The sequence below is a fragment of the Paenibacillus sp. sgz302148 genome (assembly GCF_056120465.1).
Map to the genome: position 1 here is coordinate 765,836 of NZ_JBVYOJ010000001.1, position 26,138 is coordinate 791,973.

The window sequence follows — 26,138 nt, forward strand, 5'->3', positions numbered from 1 at the left end:
GACGGGGCTATTCGGGTTTTCCATATACCTCCCTAGGTTGTTGCACTTGTCACGCTGGCCATTTCCCTAAGATGATTTTGCAATTGTTCGAGCAATTCCTTCCCATCTTCTTCGCCTTCCAGAACCTGCTCCATAATCCGAAATATTTCGGACCGCATGTAAGGGAACTGCGGATGAATAGGCCGAAGTTCACCTGACGGTATTAAATCGATAAACGTGCGAAACTTCGGGTCACTCGCCAAAGGATGCTTTTCCCGGTTGATTTCGTGCACCGCGGCAAAGTTCGATTCCGGGTCAACCTTCACCCAGTCGTCCAATCCTTTGCCATAAGCCGCATATTTTATAAATTCCCAGGCCGCATCAAGTGAAGCCGATCCTCGCGGAATCACAAAGGAGAATCCTCCGTGGGAAGTTACCCTCTGCGTTCCGCCGATTGTCGGCAGCGGCGCAATGCCCCAGTCATCCTCTGCGCCCGCATACCGCGGATAAATGCTCCACATGTCCCAGCAGCCAAGGAATACGAAGCCGAAACGCGCATATGGATTCGCTTCCGAACGCAGCGTGCTAATAAACGCTTGCAGCTGCTTCCAATCGTATTGATCCGCATAACTTTTCATCCAGGATAACGATTGAATGATGTTCGGATCTCCCGGCGTCAATTGACCGCCAACCTCCCAAGAACCGCCCCAGAGCAGACTGTTAAGGGGTAAATTTCCTGCCCTAAACCAAGGAATAAAGCCGACGTGCGTATAGCAGCCGGTCGCATCCTTACGAAACATAAGCTTCGCCATGCGATCCAAATCTTCAATCGTTGCCGGCGGCTGATCCGGGTCCAGTCCGACTTCCCGCATCAAGGCTTTATTGTAAAATAAAGCCACATTGCTCATATTCCACGGCAAACCGAATATCTCGTTTTTGTATGCGCAAGACTTCCATGCGTTGCTGTAAAATCGTTCGGATTGAATATGATCCTCCCGAATGCGGGTCGTAACGGGATGCAAAAGACCTCTTTCCGCCCACGATGCGATATTAACGGGTTCGAACAAAGCAACGTCGGGTTGCGTCCCTCCTGCTATCATCCGAATAAGCTCCTCCTCATAATCTAATTCAGGGGATTCGCATAAATCATAGGATGTGACGCGAACTCGAATATGCGGATTTGCTTTTTCAAAACGCCTTACGACGTGTTCATTAAAAAGATCGATATAAGCCGCTCCTAGCGCATAAGAAACATTTATCGTAGTGATTTGATCCGAACCCGTCTTGGCGGCAGCTTCATGTTTCATGACGTCTCCTACCATTAGAAACAGCTCCCCTTTCAGCTTTTCTCTCGTTCGGCGCAACCGGCTTTCGACCGTGTTTACGGAAACGCCGAGAAAGCCCGCTATTTCCCTCGTGTTAAATCCGCTTATGTAATACATCAATATAACGGTTCGATCATGTTCCTTCAGCCGATCCATGGCATCCCATACGATTTGTTTCCGTTCCTTGCGGATGACTTGATCCTCCGTATTCTGGCCGCTTGCCACCGCATGATCTTCGTACGCCGTCGACAAGGGGCGGTTATTGCCTTTTCGAATCCAGTCGATGCAGAGACGTTTCGTCGTCGTGTAAAGCCACTTCCCGAGCTTGCCTTCTTCCTCAATCCTGTCGCGATGGTGCCACATTCGGATAAAAGCTTCTTGAGCAATGTCTTGCGCATGGTACAAATCCTTCACGTATTGCAGCGCCGTCGCAATGACGGCATTCGAATATTTGCGAACGAGGATGCTGAATGCTTCAATATCTCCCTTGGCTCCTCTTTCTGTATCCTGTATATGTATCATCTTCTCATCACCTCAACATAACAGACGAAAAGTACGGGTGAAAACGTGCAAAAAAACGACGGAACATCTATTCGACATTCCGCCGCCGTCATCAGAACCCCCGCTTGCGAAGCCATGTTTCGCATAAGCCCGTCCAAGCCCCGACGGATGTATCGTCCTCCGCTAGCCCGAGTCCATGTTGGCCGTGTGGGAAAACATGCAGCTCAAACGGGACGTGATGCCTGCTTAACGCTTGAGCGAACAGCAAGCTGTTCTCCACGGGAACGGGCTCGTCATCGGCCGTATGCCACAAGAACGCTGGAGGTGTATCCGCCGTAACCTGCAGCTCGTTCGACAATAAGCGACGCAACTCTTCATCAGGCGACTCGCCGATTAAGTTCCGCATTGAACCAGGATGACGGTTTTCGCCGAAGCTAATGACCGGGTAACATAAGATCATCAAATCCGGTCGGCAGCTTTCACGATCGATCGGATCCGTCGCTGCGGCATCCCCCGCATCAAAATGCGTCCCCGCCGTGGAGGCCAAATGTCCGCCCGCAGAGAAGCCGAGTATGCCGACACGCTGCGGATCGATATTCCATTCGCCGGCATGATGGCGAACGTACCGGATCGCCCTCTGCGTATCCGTAAGCGGCACCGGGTGACGATAAGGCGCAACGCGATATTTTAACACGAATGCGGAAATGCCGATTCGGTTCAACCATAAAGCAATCGGCTCACCTTCATGATGTGCCAGCATCTCGTATCCGCCGCCGGGACAAACGATAACCGCCGCGGTCGGCGATCCGGCGTCGACAAGATAAGGAATGAGAACCGGAATATCCGATTCGCCGCCCCCTTCCGTGAACGGCGCGGCGTGAGGCCAAAGAGATATCGCCATGACAATTTCCTCCAGTACGATTAGGTTATATTAACCATTCGTCGGTTGGATCGCCGATTCCTTCTCGCAAATCGAGCAATTAAAAAAGAGAGCCGAATGGCTCTCTTTCGTCATCACTTGTATCAGTTCGTCGTTTGCACAGGACTGCCGATTAGCAGTCGAAGTACAGACCGTATTCGTGCGGATGAATGCGGATGGAAACGGCTTTTGCCTCTCCGCGCTTCAGCTCGATGAAGTTGTCGATGAAGTTCTTCGAAAATACGCCGCCTTCAGTCAGGAACTCATAGTCGGCTTGCAGCGCGTCAAGCGCTTCGTCAAGCGTTCCCGGAACGCTGCGGATTTCTTGTTTCTCCGCATCGGACAATTCATAGATGTTTTTGTCGAACGGTCCATAACCAAGAGCAACCGGATCGATTTTGCGTTTGATTCCGTCAAGGCCTGCCATCAGCATCGCTGCGAACGCAAGGTACGGGTTCGCCGTGGAATCCGGCGTACGGAATTCGATACGGCAACCTTTTGGCGTTACCGCTGCAACCGGAATCCGAATGGCTGCGGAACGGTTTCCTTTGGAGAATACAAGGTTAACCGGCGCTTCGTAACCTGGAACTAGGCGTTTGAAGGAGTTCGTGCTTGGGTTCGTCAGTGCAAGCAACGCCGGAGCATGGTGCAGAATGCCGCCGATGTAGTGCAGCGCCATTTGGCTCAGGTTCGCATAGCCGCCTTTTTCATAGAACAACGGAGTGTCTCCGTTGAAAATGCTTTGGTGAACGTGCATCCCGCTTCCGTTGTCGCCGAACAGCGGTTTCGGCATGAAAGTCGCTACTTTGCCGTATTGTCTTGCTACGTTATGAATGATGTATTTGTATTTCATCAGGTTGTCGGCCGTTGTCGTCAGCGTGTCGAAGCGGAAGTTGATTTCGCCTTGACCTGCCGTCGCCACTTCGTGGTGATGGCGCTCGATGCGAAGACCGGATTCCATCATGATGCGGCACATTTCGCTGCGGATATCTTGTTGCGTATCGGTTGGAGCTACAGGCACGTAGCCGCCTTTCGTGCGGATTTTGAAGCCCAGGTTGCCGCCTTCTTCTTTGCGGTTCGTGTTCCAGGAAGCTTCTTCGGAATCAACGAAGAACGAAGAGCTGTTCATCGTGCTTTCATAGCGAACGTCGTCGAAGATGAAAAATTCGGATTCCGGCGCGAAAAACGCTGCCGTGCCAACGCCGGCATTTTGCATATATTCTTCAGCCTTCTGAGCGATGCTGCGCGGATCGCGCTCATAACGCACGCCGTCCGGCGTATAGATGTTACACATAACGATCAATGTCGGGTGAGCCGTGAAAGGATCGACATACACCGACTCGGTGTCCGGCATCATAACCATGTCAGATTCTTCGATACCGCGGAATCCCGGAATCGAGGAACCGTCAAAAGCTACCCCGTTTACGAATGTATCGGCATCAACTTCGGATGCGGGAAGGGAAATGTGATGCGCTTTGCCGGAAAGGTCGACGAAACGAAAATCTACCCACTCGATGTTTTTTTCGGAGATCAATTGCAATACGTTTTGAACTGACATGATCTATTCCTCCCTAAATTCCGAACATTAATCGCATATCGGACGAAAATTGTTCAAGTTTTTATAAATTGTATGAGGTAATTATAAGACGGTCTGTTTTACCCGTCAATAGTTATGTCAGGTATTTTTTTCGTTCGTGTAAGGTATTCTTACATAAGGGCCGAAAGTTCATCATTTGTTCAAATAATCCAATTGAAAACAGCCCGAAAACCCGTATAATACACAGGTTCTCGAGCTTTTGTCCGGCAGCGCGGCGCCGCTTATCGATTCGTTATATTTTCCATTCTTTAAAAAATTCCGCCGGTTCTTTCGGCGTATCGAAAGTTTTGCCCATCAGCGGCGCGAGTTGCTCCAGTTCCTTCAGCAGCTTCGCGAATTGATCCGGGAACAGCGATTGTACGCCGTCTCCCGTCATCGAGTTGTCCGGATCGGTGTGCATTTCGACAATCAAACCGTTCGCTCCGGCCGCTACGGATGCTTTGGACATCGTTTCCACAAGCTCGCGGCGTCCAGTGCCGTGGCTCGGATCGGAAATGACCGGCAAATGGCTAAGCTGCTGCAATACCGGAATCGCCGTCAAGTCTAACGTATTGCGGGTATACGTTTCAAAAGTCCGGATTCCTCGTTCGCAAAGCATAACGTTCGGATTTCCGCCTGCAAGGATATATTCCGCTGCGTTCAGCAGCTCATCATAGGTCGCGCTGAATCCGCGTTTCAGCAGTACCGGCGCTTTCGTCTGCCCCAGTTTGCGCAGCAAATCGAAGTTCTGCATATTGCGTGTGCCCACTTGCAAAATATCGGCGTATTCCGCGCACACGTCGACGTATTCCGGCGTCATGACTTCGGTTATCGTAAGCAAGCCATGCTTCTTGCCCGCCTCCGCCATCATCACTAGACCTTCTACGCCAACGCCTTGGAAGCTGTACGGACCTGTACGAGGCTTAAACGCTCCGCCGCGGAGTATTTGCCCTCCTGCCGCCTTGACAAGGCGAGCGATCTCGTCGATCTGCTCCGGCGATTCTACGGCGCAAGGTCCGCCCATAATAACGAGGTTGCTTCCGCCGATTTTTACGCCTTTGATTTCGATAATCGTATCGTCCGGATGGAAATCCCGGCTCGCCAATTTGTATGATTTTGAAATTTTGATGACATTCTCGACGCCTTTCATTTGACGCAGCTGTTCCGCAAGCTTGGGCTCGGCTTTGCCGATAATGCCGATGACGGTACGATCCATCCCGCGGGATACATGGGCTTGGACGCCCGACTTCTCAATGTGGCGGACAATTTCCGCTAGTCTTTCTTCGGTAATTTGGTTGGATGTAATAGCTATCATTCGTAAACACTCCTTCGGGATCTATGTGATGTGATTGGGTTTCGGCTTTTTTACTTTCAACTCGACTTTCAACTTTCGTACTTAAACGCTTATCCGCTTTTAAGCTTTTAAGCTTTTATGCTTTTAAGCTTTTGTGCTTTTAATGGCTAAAGTAAATATACAAGATGGAACCGTTCCAGTCAAGTAAAAAAACTTTGGAGCGGAATGAATCCGTCCAAAGTTTATTTTTCGGTTTGCATATTCATCTGATGCAGCTGATGCTGACGCAGCCTGCGTTTTTCTTTGCGCTTTACGGTGTACATATCGAGCATCCACTTGAGCGGGAAATATAAGACGATGCCGAGAATCGTACCCACGATCATGCCGCCGACAATAAGCCTTAAATTCATGAAAATCAGCCGTTCGATCCAATGCGGCAAGAAAGGAATGTCTTGATGATGCAGTCTTGGAACGATGAGACTTCCGACTTTATTGTTCAAGAAAGCCATCGGAATATAGATGATCTTTCCGAAAACGAATCCAAGCAGCGCTCCGGCTAGGCTAGCCCGAAACAAATATACGAGCGGGAATATTAAGAAAAAGGCCAACCCGCCTGTCGGCAAGGTGATCATTTCGATAGCAAGCCCGATTGCAAATCCTCGTGCGACGATAGCCGAACCGCCTTTTACGCGGAGCAGCAGCAAATATTTATACTTCAGCCATCTTTTCATTCGTTCTCCTCGATCCTAAAAGCCCTGCCCACAGCTATCCCGAAAATGCTCCCGAAAGGTTGGCCTGATTACCCTCCCGTTTTTTCCCGAACCGTAGGCAGAAGCTTGCTCATATTTACTGTGCGACGTAATTCCCATGTGTCCGCCCGTTCCGGATCATATTGCTCCAAATATGCAATAACTTCCTTCGTAATCGGCGTAGGGGTTGAGGCACCCGATGTGACCGCAACTTTCCGAACGCCTTTAAGCCATTCCAGATTCAGTTCCTTAATATCGGAAATCCGATACGCCTTGACCCCGGCGATTTCTTCGGATACTTGCGCGAGCCGATTGGAGTTATTGCTTCGGGGATCGCCCACGACGATCACCAAATCCGCTTGGCCCGCTTGCTCCGCAACCGCTTCTTGGCGAACCTGCGTTGCCAGACAAATTTCATTATGCACTTCGGCCTTCGGAAAGACTTCCAGCAGCCGCTTGATAATATGCCGAATGTCCCATTGGCTCATCGTCGTTTGATTGGTAATGATGATACGTTCCGATGGAATGGAAAGTTTCATGATTTCTTCTTCTTTTTCAATGAGATGCACATGCTCGGGTGCGATTCCGATGGCCCCCTCCGGTTCGGGGTGGCCTTTTTTGCCGATATAGATAACCTCATAGCCTTCGGAGGTTTTCTCGCGAATCAGATCGTGCGTCTTCGTTACGTCGGGGCAGGTCGCGTCAACGACCGTTAATCCTTTGTCCCGCGCTTTGCGGCGAACTTCCGGCGACACGCCGTGCGCCGTAAAAATAACGGTGCCCCGCTCGATTTGGTCGAGCAGCTCCAACCGATTTTCGCCATCCAGCGTAATAACGCCTTCCTGCTCGAACGAGTCGGTGACATGCCGGTTATGAACGATCATGCCTAATATATAGATCGGCCTGGGCAAATCCAGATTTTTCGCCGTTTGCATGGCCAGTACCATGGCGTCAACGACGCCGTAGCAATATCCTCTAGGGGAAATTTTGATGACTTCCATTGCTGCACCTGCTTTTTCATTATCGTTCTTTTCCATTATACCTCATGGAGCGTTCAGTTGGAAACCGACCGGAAGCCAGATCACAAAAATGGACCCTTCATCCTTGCGCGTCATCACTTCAATCGAGCCCCCGTGCTCGTCAATAATCCATTTGGCGATCGACAAGCCAAGTCCGGTCCCCGCCGTCACTCCGCGTGAAACGTCAGCCCTGTAGAATCTTTCGAAAATATGCGGCACTTCGCCTTTATCCATGCCGATCCCGGTGTCGCTGATCCGAATGCCGATTTGTCCGCCGCGCATGAGCGCATCCAGCTTCACATACCCATGCGGCGTATATTTAAATCCGTTTTCGATAAAGATGAACAGCAGCTGCTGCAAATAATCTTTGTTGCCCTGAACGGTAACGCCGTCGAGTGCGCTCAAATCGCCGGTAATCCAGTCCGCCTTTCTCGGCAGGAACTGCGCCCTCCGCACGACTTCCTCCACAAGCGGCTTCAATTCGACCGGCACCTTCTCCATCGTTTGTCCGGCATCGGCCCGAGCCAGCGATAACAAGTCGTTCACGAGACGGCTCATCCGTCTCGCTTCGTCGGCGATATCGCGCATCGCTTCCAGCGACATTTCTTTTTTGCTTTCGTCGGACATATCGATTTGCGCCGCGGCATTCGCCCACATCTTCTCCAGCAAATCAACATTGCCGCGAATCGTCGTAAGCGGCGTACGCAGCTCGTGCGAAGCGTCGGAGACGAACCGCCGCTGCGCGGTGTAAGCGTCGTCGAGCTCGTTATAGACCGTCTCGATCCGCGACAACATCCCGTTGAGCGTTCTGACCAATTGGCCGATCTCATCATTCGGCCCGTCATATAAGATGCGGTTGTCGAGGTCGGCGCCCTTCTCGATTTGTCTCGCCGCGGCGATGACGCTGTCGATCGGTTGGAGCGCTTTGCGAGCAAGAAACAGTCCGAATGTAAATGCAATAAGAACCGTAAGCACCGAAACGGAAATCAATACATTAATCAAAATTTTAAAGAAGTTATCTGTTGTTTCCGATATAACACCAACTTGAAGCAACCCCACCGTTACATTTTTTATTTGTATGGGGTAATTATATACAATTAATGGATATTGACCAAAATTGCTTCTAAAATATCCTTCTTTTGCATCCTCCATATTTTTGGGATATGGTATCTGGTAACCGCTGTTTAATATATTATCCGATTGCTGGATTTTTCCGTTGTAATAATTGACAAGCTGAACGATATATTGATTATCTTTTACACGATTATACCCGTCTGCACTAATTCTTAAATCGTCCCAATTGACTCGTGCTTTTGGGTCTAGCTCGGCAGCATAGTTTTTTAAACTGTCTTTCAAGCTTCCCATAATAAAATACTGAAGCGAAAAATAAAGCACCGTACCAAACACCAGCAGCGTCAGCGCAACGATGCCCGAGTACCACAAAGTCAGCCGCAGCCGGATCGACATGTCAGGATTCCCCTCTCAACACGTACCCGGCGCCGCGTACCGTCTGGATGATTCGCTTCCCGCCATACTCCTCCGTTTTTTGGCGAAGCATCGCAATATAAACCTCCAGCACGTTGGACTCCCCGCTGTAGTCGTAGCCCCAAATTTTCTCCATAATGATATCGCGGGACAATACCCGCTTCGGATTTTGCATGAACAGGTACAGCAGTTCGAACTCTTTGGTCGTCAGTTCAATGACTGCACCGGCACGGATGACTTCACGCGAATCAAGATCAAGCACGATATCTTCGAACACGATCCGATTGGATGGCTGTTCAGCCTTCTCCACCTTCCTCCGCAACAAAGCGCGAACGCGCGCCAGCAGCTCTTCCAGCGCAAACGGCTTCACCATATAATCGTCCGCACCGAGATCGAGCCCTTTGACCCGATCCGTGATTTCATCCTTGGCGGTCAGCATCATCACCGGCACTTCGCTGCCCGCTTCACGTACGCGGCGGCACACTTCCCAGCCGTCGACCTGCGGCATCATGACATCCAAGATGATGAGATGAGGCTCGTCCTCCAGCATTTTTTTCAAACCTTCCAGACCGTTGTTCGCGGTCGTTACGCTATATCCTTCAAAAGCCAAGCTGCGGCGCAGCAGCGATGTAATTTTTTCGTCGTCGTCGATAACCAGTATCTTTTCTCTCATCAATGCAATCCCCTTCCTTTCAAAAACAGTACCTATCATAATTGTAAGAAATAATAACGAAAAAAGGAAGCGGATCAGCGGCAGCCGCTATCATCCACTTCCTTCTCCACAAAGAGCTTATTGTGCGCAAAGCTTTTATTGCTGTCCGTCATTGAACTTGTTTTTGTCCCCGACCGTAACTGCAATCTCTTTTTGCTTGCCGCTGCGAATAATGTTCAACGTCAGCGTGTCGCCGACTTTCGATTTTTGGATTTGCGCGATTAATTCTTCTTTGGTTTTGTATTTGGTCCCGTTAATACCGTAAATCACGTCATATTGGCGAAGATCGGCCTCGAATGCAGGCGAGTTAAAATACACTTCTTTCACAAGCGCGCCATCGGAGTTATCGAGCTTCAGCCGTTTCAGCCATGCGCTATCGACATCCGTCAGATTGACCAATTCCGCGCCGATGAACGGAGAAGGCTCTTTCGGAATTTCTTTATTCTTAATCAACGCGTCCAGCACCTGGTCGATCGTGCTCGTCGGAATCGCGAAGCCGATCCCTTGCGCTTGCGTGCTCACCGCCGTATTGATCCCGATAACTTCCCCGTTAAGGTTGATCAGCGGTCCGCCGGAGTTGCCCGGATTAATGGAAGCGTCGGTTTGCAGCAAATGCTGGTAGTTGCGCTGCTTGTTGCCGTCGGCAATCGGAATCGACCGTTCCTTGGAGCTCAATACGCCGACAGTAACCGTGTGATCGAAGCCATACGGGTTGCCGATCGCTACGACCCAATCGCCGATGCTCAAATCGTTCGATTTGCCTAGCTTGAGCGTCGCAAAATCTTTATCTCCCTCGATCTTTAATACCGCCAAGTCCAAGTCGAAGCTGGAACCAAGCAGTTTGGCTTTAAACGGCTTCGTATAGCCTTGCACCGTAACTTCGATTTGGTCCGCGTCAGCAATGACGTGCTGGTTCGTTAGAATGTAGCCCGATTTATCGAAAATAAAGCCGGACCCAAGACCGTTCGGCGTCAGTGAGCCGCTCGAATCTTTTTGCTGTTGTTGTTGCTGCTGATCGTCGGAAGAGCCGTCGTCGCCGAAAAACTGGCGGAAGAACGGGTCGTCGAAGATGGATCCGCCGCCCTGGCTCCGCTGCGAGCTTTGCTTCACATACGTATCGATCTTGACAACCGCCGGGCTCGCCATATCCGCAATCTGCGCAATATTGTTCGGACGTACGACGTCAGCCGCCGTATTCACCGTACCGCCGCCACCGGCATTAGCCGATACTTTAACTCCCGAATCGGAACCGCCGCCCGATTGACTGATCGCTTCCTTGGAGGTGAACAAATTCATCCGGTCCGAAGCAAACATGAGTCCGCTTATGACGAGCATGCCGGCAAGAAACGAAGAGACGATAGGCACGAAGGAGCTTTTCTTTTTGGCTTTCTGATTGTACTCCCACTGTCCTAGCGGATTCGGGTTCGGTGCGGAATATGGGTTCTGCATCGGCTCCGGACCGATCGCCAGCGGTTTGACCGGCCGCGGCGCCGTCATTTCCACCGTGTCGCGCTCTTCCTCTTGGATCGGCCGCTCCGTACCGGCACTTCCGGTAACGTTCTCGCTGCCTACCGATTTGAACGGTCCATACGAGTAATAATACGAAGGTCTTGCCGCTTGGGCCGTTGAGTCTGTGCCTTGAACCGTATTCAATTCGTCGCCGGCCGATTGCTGCTCTTGCTCGTGCTCGTGCTCTTTACGGCTTGGCTCGTTTGTATTCTGAAAATCGTCATGATCGCGTTTATGATCTTCCATCGCGTATACCTCCCATGAACTCCATGTACTGTTGTACTGCTGTTATGTCTCCAATCATGCACCAATAACCTTAAACGAACCTTAAAGCGAATTAAAAAGGAGATAAAACATTGTACACATGGAGGTATTGCGTATCTACCTGCTCAGATTATTGCGGAAATTGCCGCTCCACCTCGCGCAGATGCCTTTTGGCTTCATCGACCCAATGCGGCTCTACGTCCGCATCTTTGTCGGTCGGTTCCTGGAATTGATCGAACAAAGCGCCGAGCATCCGCGCCTTCGCTTCGGTATCGAGCCCTTCGTTGTAGACATGCTTGAGCACAAACGGCTGTCCCATCCTAATTTTGGCATGAAGATGATCGGCTTCACGATCGATGACGCCGTTCGTCACTTCAAACGGCAGCCGCAGCCACACTTTCTGTTCCGCATCAAGATTCATGTCAAAAAAACCCCGGTCGTACTCCCAATTGCCGCCGACGGTAAAGTCGTGCTTCTCTAAATACGTTCGAATGATGCCGTACTCATGTTCTTTGCTTTGAATTTCGGAATGCAACGGAATCATGGCGTTACACGCTCCTTCTGTCTATTTTCGAATAGCGTGCGCCATAAATCGCCTTTGTATGTATGAATTAGGCCCATCCTTTACGATGGGCGAATATCGCCAGCTGCGTACGGTCCTCCAGCTCGCATTTCATCAGCAGGTTGCTGACGTGCGTTTTGACCGTTTTAATGCTGATATGCAGCTCGTCCGCGATCTCTTTGTTCGTCTTGCCGTCAGCGATAAGCAGAAGCACTTCTTTCTCCCTTTCGGTCAAGCCTTCGTCTTCTCCTTGCGCCGTTCGGATCCGGATGCCTCGCGTGAGTGCCTGAGATACATCCCCGCTCATGACGGGCATTCCTCGGCTGGCTCCTTGCAGCGCATAAACAAGCTCTTCTGCGGATACGGTTTTGAGCACGTAGCTGACCGCTCCCGCTTCCACCGCTTGAAACACCTTTTCATCCTCGAGAAAACTCGTCAAAATAATGACCTTCATGCCCGGATATAGCCGCACGACTTCGCGTGTCGCTTCAATGCCATTCATCTCGGGCATCATCATGTCCATCAGGATAATGTCGGGCATGCCCGCCTCGAATCCTTGCTCCAGCATCTTAAGAGCTTCCTTGCCGTTGCCCGCTTCGCCGATCACGCTGATGCTCGGTTCTAGCATCAAATACGTTTTCAAACCCAAACGTACCATATCATGATCGTCGACGATCATGACTTTTATCGAATTCGACATGTTCATTCTCCTTCTATTGTTGACAAAATTAGGCTTCTTCAAACTTCGGAATCGTTACCTTGATCCGCGTTCCCGAACCGGGCTTCGAGAAAATTTCCGTATCCCCGCCCAGCTTCTGCGCTCGCTCGCGCATCGTCGATAATCCGTACGAAGCCGGTTCGGCGGAACGTTGAAACCCTTTGCCGTCATCGCTGATCGATAAGACGTACTGGTGCTCCATTTCGTTCATGGACAATACGACTTGCTTCGCCGCGGCGTGCTTTACGACGTTCGCCATCGCTTCCTGAATAATAAGGAATAGCTGATGCTCCTTCGCCTCGGAAATGCCGCCATGAACGTTCGTCTCCAAGCTTCCTTGCAGGCCGTTCTGCCGGCAATAATCGGGAAACCATTTATCAAGCGCGTCCGTAAGCGATTTTCCTTCCAATTCCAAAGGGCGGAGCTGCGCGATGAGACCTCGCATTTGTTTCTGGGCATGATACGACATCTGGATCAGCTGTTCCAGCACCTGTTTGGCCACCTCGATATCCCGCTCCAAAATTTTCGGCATCGACGATGCCGACATATGAATGGCAAAAAGCTGCTGGCTAACCGTATCGTGCAAATCGCGCGCCAATCGGCGGCGCTCTTCCAGCACCGCCGACTCCACGACCTCGCCTTGATTCATCACATCTTCTTCGCTGAGCTTCTGGAGCATTTTCACTTTGTTTTCCAGCGTCGCCGCCATATTGTTAAAGTCATGGTAGATCCGCCCGAACGAATCATTGCTGTCCGCATTGATCCTGCTTGTCAGATTGCCCTTGGACAGCTGCAGGATGGCGAGATGCAGCGTATCGACCTTCCGCTGCGCGTTTTGCGCCGCGAAATAACCGACAGCCATGCCCACAACGACGATAATGACGACGTAACTGATGACCTGCTCCCGCAGCGTGAGCGCCTCGGCGAAATACAACCATTCGACGAACAGGACGAACAAAATCAACATTTGTGAAATAAAGAAATAGGAGAGCAGCTCCCATTTCATGTTCATCATATTTTTCCATATTTTAATCATATGCCGCGTTTGTTCACCCGACCCTCGTTACCGATACGTCGCCGATAAAGGCGCTTGCGACGATGCGGATTTTTTTGGGTGCGTCGGCGTAGAACGGGGATTCCGAGTTCGTGCTTTTGAACATCCCGCCGGTATGGCGGTCGAACACCCGGGTGTCGCCCAGAAAAGCGCTCGATACGACGTGAATGCCGACTTCCGGATCGTTCGGGGCAATTACTTTGACATCGCCGATAAAAGAAGAAATCGTAATTTTCGTTTCGCCGAACGGAACTTGCGCTTTCGTCAAATCAAGGAACGTATCGCCGATGAAATGCGAAATATTCGAAGGCTTAAGCTCCCAGTAGTCATGGCCAAGATGAACGTCGCCGATAAAACCGGATTTATTAAACGAATCCCTGCCGTTCGACCAACTGCTTCCATGATGCTTGGCATATTTATCTTGCTTCGCTTGATGGTTCGGCTGCTGCGGCTTCGTGCCCTCCAACGGATCCGCCGGCGGAGGCGGCGTGTTCGGATCCCAATGCACGGGATTGCTCCAGCTTCCGCTTCCGCTGCCGCTGCCGTTTCCGTTATTCCATCCTCCGTTATTCCAATGGCCTCGTCTTCTTCCGGGGCTGAATATCGCCTTTAAACCGAAGAGAATGAGAATGATCGGAACAAGATAACGGAACAAGTCGCCGAACGACCAGGTCACCAAGTCCAAATTTTTAAGCAGAAAAAACGCACCGATCAATAGAACGATCGAACTCCCGAAAAACGAACCGCTCCCATCGCCGTAATGCTTTCCTTGAAACATCAATCCCCGAAGCCCGATAAGTATGAGGATAACCGGCCAATAAACGCGGATGATCTCTCCAATATCGATCGTAATCAGATCGGCTTGATTCAATAAGAACAGGACCCCGATGGCAACGAGCAGAAGTCCCCACGAGAAACGCCCGAAAAAATTTCTGTCCATACTCGTTTCCTCCAACAACTATTTTGTATGATACCAGTGTAACGGATTATCGGCTTGTTCGAAAGCGTCGTGAGGTTGAATTGCTTATCCGTCTCGAGACCGATACACTTGTAAATTCCAACCAGTAAATTGATATAAATTGAAATAAATAAAAGAGGAGATCGCTTGGATCTCCTCGCTAATGCGCTTATGTGAACATTCGTATTACTTATTTACGTTTTCCGAAGCTGAAGTTTGAGCAGCTTTTTTCGCGTTCTTCGCAGCTACTTCTTCCGCAAATTCAGCATTGAATTGGTTGTTATTGTTGTTGTTGTTGTTCGCTTTGTTCTTGTTTTTAGCCACTTGGACTCACCTCCCCTTCCCATATCATTTGAAGGGCTGAGCCTTTTTATACAAATCCTCGTTAAAGATCCCTCTGAGCCGCGCCTTGCCGCGGTGTATTCTAGCCTTGACCGTCCCTACCGGAATCCGCATCGCCAAGGCGATTTCATCATCCTTGTATCCATAAACATATTTGCTTAAGAACATCGTCCGCGTTAGCTGATCCAGCCGCTCCATCACTTCAACCATTTCAAGCTTCAGCCCCATATCGCCTATATCCGCCGGCAAACGGTCGGAAATAACTTCATCGAATGCACAAGAGCTTCGCATGATTTTGCGTTTCACGAAATTAACGGCCGTATTGGCGGCGATCACATTCGCCCAATGCCGCAGCTTCGACTGATCCTTCAGCGTATCGAGGCTGCATAAAATTTTTACCCACGATTCCTGCACCACATCCAGCGCATCGATTCGATTGCGAACTCTTCGGTAAGCGACCCGAAACATTTGATCGTACAATTCGGCATACAAATTATCGTTTAGAGAGGTCCGATTCATTATCAAATTCCTCGCTTTCTTAAGATGGCGGCTTGCGGATTAATTTACTTATGTTTACTTTATTGTAACATCCGTTCTAATAATAAAAAATCAGACTTCTGGCGTAAGGCCATTGTCTGATTTATCATGACTGGTTCTTGGTTTATACGAAATTCGAAGATGGGCGTTTCTGAGCTCCTACCAAATCATTCAACTGATTCATGAGCTTCTCGGTTACTTTGCCCTCGCCCTTCTTGAGGACGATGACATTCACTTTTTTCTTGCCCCAATTTGTGTACACTTGCTTTTTCGTTTCAAAATACAAATCGATTTTTTTGCCTTTGATCGCCGCGCCTTTATCCGCGACGATACCGTAGCCGTAACCCGGTATATACATGATCGTTCCTAAAGGGAACACTTTCAAATCCGCAGCTATTGTTGAGACATGGCTTCGGCGAACTTTTACGCCGGAATACGTAATGCCGTATTCCTTATGCCCCGGATTTTTGCCCGTCGATTCGACGCCGGCATAATAACCGGTAGCCGTTACCTTGGCGATGGACATCGGCTTGGCTAACATGGCCAGACTGACCGGAACAGCTTGCGAGGTCGCCTTGGCCGACTTTGCATTAGCCGTTTTGCTTGGCGGTTTGGCAGTAGGCTCATTTGTCTGCCCGGACGCCGTTGTAGCTCCTTTGGAATAAACCGTCTCTTGCATGGGCCCAAATACCGTCATCATAAAAAACAGCAACAAACATAATGCGATCCATTTCGGAAATGCACTGAGATTTGCTAACATTTGGTTTCCCCTCCCTAATGAGAAGGATGCCCAGATGCTTTTGGAAATATACGCTTGAAAAAAAAGGACGGCAGCAAGCCATTATAAAGGGCCTGTGCCGTCCGGGTTGAATTTATATTTTTTTGCTGCGGATTTCTTCGGTCAGAAGCGCGATGACATCGGCCACGCTTTGCGCTCCGAGGTCGCCTTCTCCACGTTTGCGGACGGACAATGTCCCCGCGTTTACTTCGTTTTCTCCGACGACGAACATGTACGGAACCTTCTCCAGCTGCGCCTCGCGGATTTTGTAGCCCAGCTTCTCATTACGATGGTCCGCCTCGGCACGAATGCCCGCTGCGAGCAGCTTCTCCGTCACTTCGTTCACATAGCCTTCGAACTGGTTCGATACCGGGATGATCCGCGCTTGTACCGGCGACAGCCAGAGCGGCAGCACCCCGGCGAAGTTCTCGAGCAGGAATGCCGTCATGCGCTCCATCGTGCTGATAATGCCCCGGTGAATGACGACAGGACGATGCTTTTTGCCGTCGTCGCCGACATATTCCAGCTCGAAGCGTTCAGGCAGCAGGAAGTCGAGCTGCGCGGTCGACAGCGTTTCTTCTTTGCCGAGCGCCGTCTTGATCTGTACGTCCAGCTTCGGTCCGTAGAACGCCGCTTCGCCTTCCGCTTCGAAGAACGGCAGGCCGAGCTCCTCGACGACCTCGCGCAGCATCCGCTGCGACATTTCCCACATCTCGTCGTTCTGGAAGTACTTCTCCGTATCTTGCGGATCGCGGTACGACAAGCGGAAACGATATTCCGTAATGCCGAAATCCGCATAGACTTGACGAATCAAGTTGATCACGCGGGCAAATTCCTCTTTGATTTGATCCGGACGGCAGAAAATATGCGCGTCGTTCAGTGTCATCGCGCGTACGCGATGCAGGCCCGTCAAGGCCCCGGACATCTCGTACCGGTGCATCGTGCCAAGCTCGGCGATGCGGATCGGCAAGTCGCGGTAGCTATGCATTTCGTTTTTGTACACCATCATATGGTGCGGGCAGTTCATCGGACGAAGGACAAGCTCCTCATTGTCCATGACCATTTTCGGGAACATGTCTTCATGATAATGATCCCAGTGACCGGACGTTTTGTACAGCTCCACGTTCGCCAAAACCGGCGTATACACGTGCAGATAGCCCAGACGCTCTTCCAGGTCGACGATGTAACGCTCCATCGTGCGGCGCAGTTTCGCGCCATTCGGCAGCCAGAGCGGAAGCCCTTGGCCTACCTCGCGCGAGAAGCCGAAAATTTTCAGCTCGCGGCCCAATTTGCGGTGGTCGCGTTTTTTCGCTTCCTCCAGAAGACGAAGATGCTCGTCGAGATCGGCTTTTTTCGGAAACGCGGTGCCGTAAATGCGCTGCAGCATCTTGTTCTTCGAATCGCCCCGCCAGTAGGCGCCTGCGACGCTCAGCAGCTTGAACGCCTTGATTTTCCCGGTAGAAGGCAAGTGCGGCCCGCGGCACAAATCGAAGAACTCGCCTTGATCATACAGCGTAATGACCGAATCCTGCGGCAAATCGCGGATCAGTTCCAGCTTCAAATTGTCTTCCAGCTCGGTGAAGATGCGCGTTGCTTCCTCACGGCTTACTTCACGGCGGCGGATCGCCAAGTTTTCGTTTGTGATTTTCTCCATTTCCTTTTCGATCTTGACCAGATCTTCAGGCGTTAACGGCGTTTCGATATCGATATCGTAATAGAAACCGTCCTCGATGACCGGCCCGATGCCAAGCTTCACCGCTTTTTGTCCGTACAAGCGTTTGATCGCTTGCGCCATAAGATGGGCCGTGCTATGACGATACAGCTCCAGGCCGTCCTTGCTGTCCAGCGTTACGATTTCAACCGCCGCATCGGCTTCCAGCGGATAATATAAGTCGACGACTTTGCCGTTTACTTTGCCGCCTACCGCATTTTTTTTCAAACCTGAGCTAATGGAACCCGCCACGTCTTCGATCGTTGCGCCTGCTTCGTATTCGCGCACTGCGCCGTCTGGTAAAGTTACTTTGATCGACATCTTTAATTGCTCCTTTTAGTTTAATTGTTAGTTTAATTGTTAGTTGAATTGTTTGAGTTGAATTTGTTCGTTTAATCGCCTTACGATGTCATCCACGGACGACGACCCTAGGTCCCCTTCGCTTCGCGTGCGCACCGAAACCGTGCGCGCCTGCACTTCCTGCTCTCCGACAACGAGCATATAAGGCGTTTTCTCCAGCTGCGCTTCGCGGATTTTGTAGCCCATTTTTTCGTTGCGGAAATCGCCGGCGGCGCGAATGCCTGCTTCTTGCAATTGCTTCATGACTTCGGCGGCATAAGCGTCGAACAACCCGGAAACCGGAATGACCTTCGCCTGCACCGGAGCAAGCCACAACGGGAACGCACCGGCGTAGTGCTCTGTCAAAATGCCGATGAATCGGTCAATGGAGCCGAATATCGCACGGTGGATGACAACCGGGCGCTGCTTCTGGTTGTTTTCGTCGATATACGTGCAGTCGAACTTTTCCGGCATTTGAAAATCAAGCTGAATCGTACCGCACTGCCAGCTTCGCTTGAGCGCATCGAGGATATGGAAGTCGATCTTCGGCCCGTAAAACGCGCCATCGCCTTCGTTGATCCGGTACGGAATATTCCGGCTGTCGAGCACTTGCTGCAGCGCTCGTTCGGCCTCATCCCATAATTCCTCCGAACCCATCGAATCCTCCGGACGCGTGGATAGCTCGATTCGGTATTCGAACCCGAATACGCGGTACATATCGGCGATCAGTTCAATAACTTTGCCGATCTCATCTTCGATTTGATCGGGGCGGACGAACAAATGGGCGTCGTCCTGGCAAAACGTCCGCACGCGCATCATCCCGTTTAATGCGCCGGAAAACTCATGGCGGTGCACCTGGCCGAACTCGGAGATTCGGATCGGCAAGTCCCGGTACGAGTGCAAATTGTTTTTGTAAATGAGCATATGGCCCGGGCAGTTCATCGGCTTGAGCGCAAACCTCGAATCATCCACTTCGGTAAAATACATGTTTTCATGGTAATGATCCCAATGCCCCGATTGCTCCCACATTCTCTGGTTCATCATAAAAGGCGTTCTTACCTCTTGGTAATGCCGCTGCTTCTGGATTTCGCGAGAGAAGCTTTCCAGCTCATTGCGTATGATCATGCCGTTCGGCAAATAAAACGGCATGCCTGGCGCTTCCTCCGAAAACATAAACAGCTTCAGTTCTTTGCCGAGTTTGCGATGATCGCGTTTTTTCGCTTCCTCCAGCATGTGCAGATGCTCGTCGAGGTCGGCTTTTTTCGGAAAAGCCGTGCCGTAAATACGCTGCAGCACCTTGTTGTTCGAATCGCCCCGCCAGTATGCGCCCGCTACGCTCAGCAGCTTGAACGCCTTAATCCTGCCTGTGGACGGCAGATGCGGGCCGCGGCATAAGTCGAAGAACTCGCCTTGATCGTACAGCGTAATGACCGAATCCTGCGGCAAATCACGGATTAGCTCCAGCTTGAGGTTATCTTCGAGCTCGGTGAAAATTCGCGTTGCTTCTTCGCGGCTCACTTCGCGGCGGCGAATCGCCAAATTTTCGTTTGCGATTTTCTCCATTTCCTTCTCGATCTTCGTCAGATCTTCAGGCGTTAACGGAGTTGCAATATCGATATCGTAATAAAAACCGTCTTCGATGACCGGTCCGATGCCAAGCTTTACCGCTTGTTGCCCGTATAGCCGCTTGATCGCTTGCGCCATCAAATGCGCCGTGCTGTGCCGATACAGCTCTAACCCTTCTTTGCCGTCCAGCGTCACGATTTCAACCGCCGCATCGGCTTCCAGCGGATAATACAAGTCCACGGCTTTGCCGTTCACTTTGCCGCCTACCGCATTTTTTCTTAGACCCGGGCTAATCGAGCCCGCAACGTCTTCGATTGTGCTGCCTGCTTCGTACTCTCTTACCGCGCCGTCCGACAGCGTAATTTTTACCGCCATTGCAACAATCACCTCTCCCGCGAACCAATTGGTAACAACAAAAAACAGCGCATCATCCCATGAAGGGACGAGTGCGCTGCGGCTCGTGGTTCCACCCTAATTCAATTCATTGCTCTTGAAACGTCGACAATGATCCTCTTAGCATTCTGTAACGGGAATTCCCGGTGAAGATTACTACCGCTGCGGACAATCAGTCACTCATGCCACCGGCTTCATCTTCACAGCTACAAAGGGGTAAATGCGCCGCCGCGTCTGAAGGAAATTTCAGCAATCTTTCCTCTCTCTGGGCAGATCGGTCAACGATCCATGTCTTTGATCATCGCTGTTGTATTCAGTAAATTAACATATATTATATCTCCGTATCAGGATTGTGTCAACAAATTGGCCTTGTCCCCAAGTATCGGCTTGCACGAGGCGCAATATACGCACAACTCGGCTCGATCTTCGAAAATTTGCCGAATTGTCTTGATGACCTGCATCTCCGGCTGTCGCGTATGGATGTAGACCTTCTGCGGCGAAACCGTGATGAGCGTGCTGACGATCATATCCTCGTAGTTGATTTCCTTATCGATCATTTCCACGACAAAGCTGTCCACTTGCTTCGTTTCGATTGGGCTCAGCTCCTCGTTAAGCATCACGAATTCGTGGTCGCCTTTATGCATGAGATGGGCAACCGGAATTTTCGCATCCTGGATATAAACGAAATACTTCAGCAATGCGATAAAATCTTGATACTGTTTGTCCAATATATACTCGTCAATCGCATATTCGACGACTTCCCGCAGTTCGTCCACGTAATGTTCCAATCGAAAACGTATAAACCCTTCGACGTTAAGCAGCGTATTATATTCCAGATAGCGGTTGAACGCTGTTTGCAGCTTTGCTCTTCTGCGGCTTCTGTTGTCGGGTAGAGACGATTCCTCTCCGGTATTGTCCAATAACTGCGAACAATACGTCTCGATTTTATCGATTTCTTCCTTCGCCTTGTAGTCGTATTCCTTCACGATGATTTTACGGATTATCGCCGATTCCTGTTCGGCGATCATATAGTCGGCCAGCGCCTGCGCAGCGGTTTGAAACACTTGTGGCGCCGATTGCTTATACGAGAAACCGGGTGATTGGCTTGTAAACCGAATATCGGTTCTTGCATGTCCGACTACAGAGTCAAACGCGATGCCTTCGATCGTATGTAAATCGGCAAAATTCCGCTCTATATGCGCAAGCAGCTTTTCAACATCGTTTGCAGGATGATTCATCATCGAGATCGTAAACAGTTCCACCCCGTATCACTCCTTTCTGTTCCTTATTCAGTATATGGCGGGTTAGAAACAGATATACAGCGACGAGTGTGGAAACAAAATGTAACGGCTTAATAAATTAAATTAATGATGCCGTTCACAATTTCATGTTATGATAAAATAGCAATGATCTGGAAAGCGGAGTGAACTTTCGATGATGAATCAAACCCTTTCGCAAAATCAACGACGCTGGAATCGCAAGCTGATGAACGGCTACTGGATTCTGTTTGCGGTTACAATCGTTTTGGAATGTTGTTTCTTTATGGTAACGAAAGATGATTTCAAGATCTTTTTAACCGTTTACATTATAAGGCCGGCCTGTATAGAACTAACGCTGCTCATCGGTGCGGAGCTGCTTCTGCGGCAATTGCGCCGTTATCATGATTATGTCATTATTCTGACGGCGATCGGAATGTCCATTACATTGATCTCGGTGCATACGGAAGTATCTTATTTATTGTTTCTGCTCTTTTTTCCGATTATTATCGCAACGTATTATTATCAGAAACGAAAAGTCTACTTCGCACTTGCAACCAGCCTGCTTTCTCTGATCGGCATCTATACGTTCCATCCTGTCATTCAGGAGAACATATCGCTTATCGGCCTCCTGACGATCGCCACGCTCATTGTCAGCTACTTTTTCCTCACTTTAGGATTGATGAACCGCGGTACGGAGCTTTTGGACATGCTTCGTTCTTCCTTTGAATCCAATCAGGAATTGTTGGTCAAGACGGTGCTGATGGACAAAATCGTCAAAACCGACGCTCTGACGGAGCTGTACAACCATATTACGTTCCATGAATATTTGGAGAAGCTTGTTGAACAAAGCGAATCGAACGATTTTCCTATTTCACTCGCCGTGATTGATATCGATAATTTCAAAGGAATTAACGATACGTACGGTCACCATGCCGGCGACATCGTTTTGCGCAGAGTGGCGGATATCATTCGTTCCCTGATCAGTCCGAACGACTTTGCAGCCAGGTACGGCGGAGAAGAATTCGTTATTATTTTTACGGAGAAAGTGCCTGAGCAAGTATTCGCCCTCGTGGAGTCGATTCGCGAGACGATTGCCGTAACCCCCCATGAGGAACTCGATGATCAATTCGTCACCGTCAGCGTCGGTCTGCACGAATACGTGCGCGGCGAAGGCAAGGAGATGTTATTCAAGAGCGCGGACGCATCGCTATATTTTGCCAAACGAAGCGGTAAGAACAAGACGGTGCGTACGCAGCAAGCTGACGAGATCTATGATGTAACATAGCCGTATCAAAAAAGACTGTCAACTTCGTTCATTCGAAGTCAACAGTCTTTTGTAGTATGAAGCCTAGCCAGTTCGGCTCAATTGCGCCGACAAATGCTTGGCAATCGCCGTAGAATTATGTTTGTGACGTCTCTTCCCCCAAAGCAGAGATGCTCCTCTTCTGAAAATATAGGATCGAGACAATGCATGCCATGGTTAAAGCGATTAAGACGATAAATATGGCGCCACCAAAATGTTGCATCGGCAAAACGCACAGCAGCAGCACGCAACGCGATACGACAAGCAAACATTCGCGCCAAACGAGAATTTTGGCCTGTACGATCGCAGGAGAGGTACTGACCACCCGAAAGTGCTGTGCATTCCATTGCATCGTATAATAGAACATTCCGACCGTCGTCAGGACGTTCGAAATAATGAAGATCGACTTAGAAGGAAATACGAGTATGGTAAACCCAATGGATAACAAGATCATCCCGAGCAGTAGCCAAGTTTTGGCTTGCCAATGAACCTTGCGGAATAGATATAAGGCACCTAACGAACAAACCGTATAAAGGGTATTCAACAGCGCAATCAGCAGCTTGTCATTCGTTACATTAAACGTGAACAATAGGGCGAATAACCCCTGAAATTGCAGGAATATGCCAGCCGCAAGACAAGAGGGTACCATCCATCGCAACGATGGCTTGTAGAAAACGCGATGGTAGCTCATTTCTTGCATCCAAATCTTATCTTGGTCCTGACTCTGCCGGCCCTTCAATGATAATACCGGCAGCAATTGCGATACGGACAGCATGCATAGGATAAAAACAAGCATGAATATAAACGAACCGGCATAACCGAAGTATTGGACGATCACCGCGGACAAAATCGGCACCGTGACGTTCAAGATTTGTCCGATCGTACTCGTTAGCGCGAAATAATTTTCAAAATCTTTCCCCTTGCCGAACAAAGACAAGCTTAAGTTTTGCGCACAGGAGAAAAACCCCCACATGGATCCAACCGGAATTCCGATCAGCAAAATCCATAACATCCGATTGTCCAGATGGAGGAAGAACAACAGCAGGAAAGCGACTCCACCGGATATAGCTGATATCGCGAACAAGAGACGGATCGACCAGCCATGAAGCAGACGAGCCCCAATTGCAAAAGCAAAGCCCCATGTCAAAAACAAGGAAAAATTGAACCAAGAGACATCGAAAATTCGATGGCCTTGCTCCCAAATATACAAGTTCACGAAGATTCCGATATAGATAAAAATAATTTGGCTAACCACATTCATCCACAATAGTCGCTTAAGCTCGCCCGGTAGCCCCATAGTTGCACTCGATCTCCCCGTAATCCCCGAATGTCAAACTTTCCTCATCATATCACAATCGTTGATTCCGCGTTAGCATAAAAATATGCCTGTTTCGTACAACAATCTTCGTCACGGCGTATCGGCTCAAAAAGCTGTATAAAACAAAAAAAGCCGATGTACTAGGTACATTCGACTTCGTTGATTTTGAGTGGTGCCGGTGAAGGGACTCGAACCCCCACTTCCTCTCAGAAAACGGATTTTGAGTCCGTCGCGTCTGCCATTCCGCCACACCGGCAATTGAATTTGGTACTGCTAGAAGAAAAATGGCGTGCCCTAAGAGATTCGAACTCCTGACCTTTTGATTCGTAGTCAAACGCTCTATCCGGCTGAGCTAAGGGCACATATTCAAATGAAACACATGGTGCCGAAGACCAGACTTGAACTGGTACGGTAGTCACCTACCGCAGGATTTTAAGTCCTGTGCGTCTGCCGATTCCGCCACTCCGGCTCATTTGGAAAGTGGAGGCGCCACCCAGACTCGAACTGGGGGTAAAGCTTTTGCAGAGCTCTGCCTTACCACTTGGCTATGGCGCCATGTTAAGATAATGGAGCGGACGACGGGAATCGAACCCGCGACCCTCGCCTTGGCAAGGCGATGCTCTACCGCTGAGCCACGTCCGCATGTTAGAAATAATGGCTGGGGATCAAGGATTCGAACCTTGGAATGACGGAGTCAAAGTCCGTTGCCTTACCGCTTGGCTAATCCCCAACAATTGTCCAAGTAATAATGTGAGTAATATGGGGCGATCGAGGGGACTTGAACCCCCGAATGCCGGAGCCACAATCCGGTGCGTTAACCCCTTCGCCACGACCGCCATATATGAACTCATTGGCAGGGGCAGCAGGAATTGAACCCACACCAAAGGTTTTGGAGACCTTTGTTCTACCTTTAAACTATGCCCCTATATTTAATTAAATGGTGGAGGATGATGGATTCGAACCACCGAACTCGTCAGAGAACAGATTTACAGTCTGCTGCGTTTGGCCACTTCGCTAATCCTCCATGTGAAACATGGTGCCGCCGAGAGGACTTGAACCCCCAACCTACTGATTACAAGTCAGTTGCTCTACCAGTTGAGCTACAGCGGCATATTAGGTTTTCAAATGGTGGCTCGGGACGGAATCGAACCGCCGACACGAGGATTTTCAGTCCTCTGCTCTACCAACTGAGCTACCGAGCCTTAATGGGTATGCACCCATAATGTTTACAATAATGGCGGAGCTGACGGGATTCGAACCCGCGGTCTCCTGCGTGACAGGCAGGCATGTTAGGCCTCTACACCACAGCTCCATATGTTGTTTGGTTGCGGGGGCAGGATTTGAACCTGCGGCCTTCGGGTTATGAGCCCGACGAGCTACCGGGCTGCTCCACCCCGCGTCATTCTTCAATGGTGGACGCTGACGGGATCGAACCGCCGACCCTCTGCTTGTAAGGCAGATGCTCTCCCAGCTGAGCTAAGCGTCCTTGCAATTGAGCAATAATAGAATATTGTGGTGACCCGTAGGGGATTCGAACCCCTGTTACCTCCGTGAAAGGGAGGTGTCTTAACCCCTTGACCAACGGGCCTTATTATAATAGTGGCGGAGAGAGAGGGATTCGAACCCTCGAGACGCTTGTGACGCCTACACGATTTCCAATCGTGCTCCTTCGACCAAACTCGGACACCTCTCCGAATGGCTCCCCGAACAGGACTCGAACCTGTGACAACTCGGTTAACAGCCGAGTGCTCTACCAACTGAGCTATCAGGGAATATCTCATTCTCAGGGGTTGCACCCCTCAAAACTAGATGCGAAACGTTTATCATTGTACCACGAATGCTTATCCTTTGCAAGACTTTTTTTAGTTAAGCCCTCGACCGATTAGTATTCGTCAGCTGCACGCATTGCTGCGCTTCCACCCCGAACCTATCAACCTCGTCGTCTACGAGGGGTCTTACGAATTGGGA

The 26,138-nt window shown here is 50.1% G+C and carries 21 protein-coding genes, 17 tRNA genes and 1 rRNA gene; 1 reads left to right on the plus strand and 38 read right to left on the minus strand.

Annotated features, from left to right (window positions below):
- Positions 1-32: 32 nt before the first annotated feature.
- The 19 genes from AC0LWM_RS03475 to AC0LWM_RS03565 form a co-directional block, all read right to left on the minus strand.
- Positions 33-1,826, minus strand: a complete 1,794-nt coding sequence (locus tag AC0LWM_RS03475; protein WP_474673496.1) for an extracellular solute-binding protein — start codon at positions 1,824-1,826, stop codon at positions 33-35.
- Positions 1,827-1,917: 91 nt separating this feature from the next.
- Positions 1,918-2,706 carry an alpha/beta hydrolase gene (locus AC0LWM_RS03480; protein WP_474673497.1) on the minus strand — a complete coding sequence of 263 codons (789 nt, stop codon included), beginning with the start codon at positions 2,704-2,706 and terminating at the stop codon, positions 1,918-1,920.
- Between the two features lie 151 nt (positions 2,707-2,857).
- Positions 2,858-4,282, minus strand: a complete 1,425-nt coding sequence (glnA, locus tag AC0LWM_RS03485; RefSeq protein WP_474673498.1) for a type I glutamate--ammonia ligase — start codon at positions 4,280-4,282, stop codon at positions 2,858-2,860.
- A gap of 271 nt (positions 4,283-4,553) precedes the next feature.
- The gene (gene aroF / locus AC0LWM_RS03490) at positions 4,554-5,615 is read right to left on the minus strand and encodes a 3-deoxy-7-phosphoheptulonate synthase (protein WP_474673499.1); all 1,062 of its coding nucleotides are present in this window, start codon (positions 5,613-5,615) and stop codon (positions 4,554-4,556) included.
- A 221-nt stretch (positions 5,616-5,836) separates the two neighbouring features.
- The gene (locus tag AC0LWM_RS03495) at positions 5,837-6,325 is read right to left on the minus strand and encodes a DUF2062 domain-containing protein (RefSeq protein ID WP_474673500.1); all 489 of its coding nucleotides are present in this window, start codon (positions 6,323-6,325) and stop codon (positions 5,837-5,839) included.
- A 68-nt stretch (positions 6,326-6,393) separates the two neighbouring features.
- The gene (locus AC0LWM_RS03500; RefSeq protein ID WP_474673501.1) at positions 6,394-7,344 is read right to left on the minus strand and encodes a 4-hydroxy-3-methylbut-2-enyl diphosphate reductase; all 951 of its coding nucleotides are present in this window, start codon (positions 7,342-7,344) and stop codon (positions 6,394-6,396) included.
- 42 nt (positions 7,345-7,386) lie between these two features.
- Positions 7,387-8,829 carry a sensor histidine kinase gene (locus tag AC0LWM_RS03505; RefSeq protein WP_474673502.1) on the minus strand — a complete coding sequence of 481 codons (1,443 nt, stop codon included), beginning with the start codon at positions 8,827-8,829 and terminating at the stop codon, positions 7,387-7,389.
- 1 nt (position 8,830) lies between these two features.
- Complete coding sequence (locus AC0LWM_RS03510; RefSeq protein WP_474673503.1) at positions 8,831-9,520, minus strand: response regulator transcription factor; 690 nt, start codon at positions 9,518-9,520, stop codon at positions 8,831-8,833.
- A 135-nt stretch (positions 9,521-9,655) separates the two neighbouring features.
- Positions 9,656-11,314 (minus strand): S1C family serine protease, encoded by a 1,659-nt coding sequence (locus AC0LWM_RS03515; RefSeq protein WP_474673504.1) that lies wholly within the window; start codon positions 11,312-11,314, stop codon positions 9,656-9,658.
- Between the two features lie 148 nt (positions 11,315-11,462).
- Positions 11,463-11,876 (minus strand): YugN family protein, encoded by a 414-nt coding sequence (locus AC0LWM_RS03520; protein ID WP_474673505.1) that lies wholly within the window; start codon positions 11,874-11,876, stop codon positions 11,463-11,465.
- Between the two features lie 67 nt (positions 11,877-11,943).
- Positions 11,944-12,594: a response regulator gene (locus AC0LWM_RS03525; protein WP_474673506.1), complete on the minus strand. Its 651-nt coding sequence runs from the start codon at positions 12,592-12,594 to the stop codon at positions 11,944-11,946.
- Positions 12,595-12,622: 28 nt separating this feature from the next.
- On the minus strand, positions 12,623-13,648 hold the full coding sequence (locus tag AC0LWM_RS03530; protein ID WP_474673507.1) for a HAMP domain-containing sensor histidine kinase: 1,026 nt from the start codon (positions 13,646-13,648) through the stop codon (positions 12,623-12,625).
- Between the two features lie 13 nt (positions 13,649-13,661).
- On the minus strand, positions 13,662-14,606 hold the full coding sequence (liaF, locus tag AC0LWM_RS03535; RefSeq protein WP_474673508.1) for a cell wall-active antibiotics response protein LiaF: 945 nt from the start codon (positions 14,604-14,606) through the stop codon (positions 13,662-13,664).
- A 204-nt stretch (positions 14,607-14,810) separates the two neighbouring features.
- Complete coding sequence (locus tag AC0LWM_RS03540; RefSeq protein ID WP_474673509.1) at positions 14,811-14,948, minus strand: hypothetical protein; 138 nt, start codon at positions 14,946-14,948, stop codon at positions 14,811-14,813.
- 24 nt (positions 14,949-14,972) lie between these two features.
- The gene (locus tag AC0LWM_RS03545; RefSeq protein ID WP_474673510.1) at positions 14,973-15,485 is read right to left on the minus strand and encodes an RNA polymerase sigma factor; all 513 of its coding nucleotides are present in this window, start codon (positions 15,483-15,485) and stop codon (positions 14,973-14,975) included.
- A 142-nt stretch (positions 15,486-15,627) separates the two neighbouring features.
- On the minus strand, positions 15,628-16,263 hold the full coding sequence (locus tag AC0LWM_RS03550) for a 3D domain-containing protein (RefSeq protein WP_474673511.1): 636 nt from the start codon (positions 16,261-16,263) through the stop codon (positions 15,628-15,630).
- 112 nt (positions 16,264-16,375) lie between these two features.
- On the minus strand, positions 16,376-18,313 hold the full coding sequence (gene thrS, locus AC0LWM_RS03555; RefSeq protein ID WP_474673512.1) for a threonine--tRNA ligase: 1,938 nt from the start codon (positions 18,311-18,313) through the stop codon (positions 16,376-16,378).
- A 39-nt stretch (positions 18,314-18,352) separates the two neighbouring features.
- On the minus strand, positions 18,353-20,272 hold the full coding sequence (gene thrS, locus AC0LWM_RS03560) for a threonine--tRNA ligase (protein ID WP_474673513.1): 1,920 nt from the start codon (positions 20,270-20,272) through the stop codon (positions 18,353-18,355).
- A gap of 362 nt (positions 20,273-20,634) precedes the next feature.
- Complete coding sequence (locus AC0LWM_RS03565) at positions 20,635-21,552, minus strand: putative sporulation protein YtxC (RefSeq protein WP_474673514.1); 918 nt, start codon at positions 21,550-21,552, stop codon at positions 20,635-20,637.
- 172 nt (positions 21,553-21,724) lie between these two features.
- On the opposite strand from AC0LWM_RS03565, the gene AC0LWM_RS03570 reads away from it, so the two are divergent.
- On the plus strand, positions 21,725-22,834 hold the full coding sequence (locus tag AC0LWM_RS03570) for a GGDEF domain-containing protein (protein ID WP_474673515.1): 1,110 nt from the start codon (positions 21,725-21,727) through the stop codon (positions 22,832-22,834).
- Positions 22,835-22,949: 115 nt separating this feature from the next.
- Here AC0LWM_RS03570 and AC0LWM_RS03575 read toward each other — a convergent pair whose 3' ends face one another.
- The 19 genes from AC0LWM_RS03575 to AC0LWM_RS03665 all read right to left on the minus strand — a co-directional run.
- On the minus strand, positions 22,950-24,149 hold the full coding sequence (locus AC0LWM_RS03575; RefSeq protein WP_474673516.1) for an MFS transporter: 1,200 nt from the start codon (positions 24,147-24,149) through the stop codon (positions 22,950-22,952).
- A 191-nt stretch (positions 24,150-24,340) separates the two neighbouring features.
- Positions 24,341-24,426, minus strand: a tRNA-Leu gene (locus tag AC0LWM_RS03580).
- A 29-nt stretch (positions 24,427-24,455) separates the two neighbouring features.
- A tRNA-Arg gene (locus tag AC0LWM_RS03585) sits at positions 24,456-24,532 on the minus strand.
- A gap of 18 nt (positions 24,533-24,550) precedes the next feature.
- Positions 24,551-24,639 (minus strand) — tRNA-Leu (locus tag AC0LWM_RS03590).
- Between the two features lie 12 nt (positions 24,640-24,651).
- Positions 24,652-24,725 (minus strand) — tRNA-Cys (locus AC0LWM_RS03595).
- A 12-nt stretch (positions 24,726-24,737) separates the two neighbouring features.
- Positions 24,738-24,812: transfer RNA gene (locus AC0LWM_RS03600), tRNA-Gly, on the minus strand.
- Between the two features lie 13 nt (positions 24,813-24,825).
- Positions 24,826-24,900 (minus strand) — tRNA-Gln (locus AC0LWM_RS03605).
- A gap of 30 nt (positions 24,901-24,930) precedes the next feature.
- Positions 24,931-25,006: transfer RNA gene (locus AC0LWM_RS03610), tRNA-His, on the minus strand.
- Positions 25,007-25,021: 15 nt separating this feature from the next.
- Positions 25,022-25,095: transfer RNA gene (locus AC0LWM_RS03615), tRNA-Trp, on the minus strand.
- Between the two features lie 13 nt (positions 25,096-25,108).
- Positions 25,109-25,194: transfer RNA gene (locus AC0LWM_RS03620), tRNA-Tyr, on the minus strand.
- A gap of 10 nt (positions 25,195-25,204) precedes the next feature.
- Positions 25,205-25,280, minus strand: a tRNA-Thr gene (locus AC0LWM_RS03625).
- Positions 25,281-25,296: 16 nt separating this feature from the next.
- Positions 25,297-25,372: transfer RNA gene (locus tag AC0LWM_RS03630), tRNA-Phe, on the minus strand.
- 33 nt (positions 25,373-25,405) lie between these two features.
- Positions 25,406-25,482, minus strand: a tRNA-Asp gene (locus AC0LWM_RS03635).
- 10 nt (positions 25,483-25,492) lie between these two features.
- Positions 25,493-25,569, minus strand: a tRNA-Met gene (locus AC0LWM_RS03640).
- Positions 25,570-25,580: 11 nt separating this feature from the next.
- Positions 25,581-25,656: transfer RNA gene (locus AC0LWM_RS03645), tRNA-Val, on the minus strand.
- 27 nt (positions 25,657-25,683) lie between these two features.
- Positions 25,684-25,758 (minus strand) — tRNA-Glu (locus AC0LWM_RS03650).
- Between the two features lie 12 nt (positions 25,759-25,770).
- Positions 25,771-25,863: transfer RNA gene (locus tag AC0LWM_RS03655), tRNA-Ser, on the minus strand.
- 3 nt (positions 25,864-25,866) lie between these two features.
- Positions 25,867-25,942 (minus strand) — tRNA-Asn (locus tag AC0LWM_RS03660).
- Between the two features lie 90 nt (positions 25,943-26,032).
- Positions 26,033-26,138: ribosomal RNA gene (locus AC0LWM_RS03665) — 23S ribosomal RNA — on the minus strand; the annotation flags it as partial.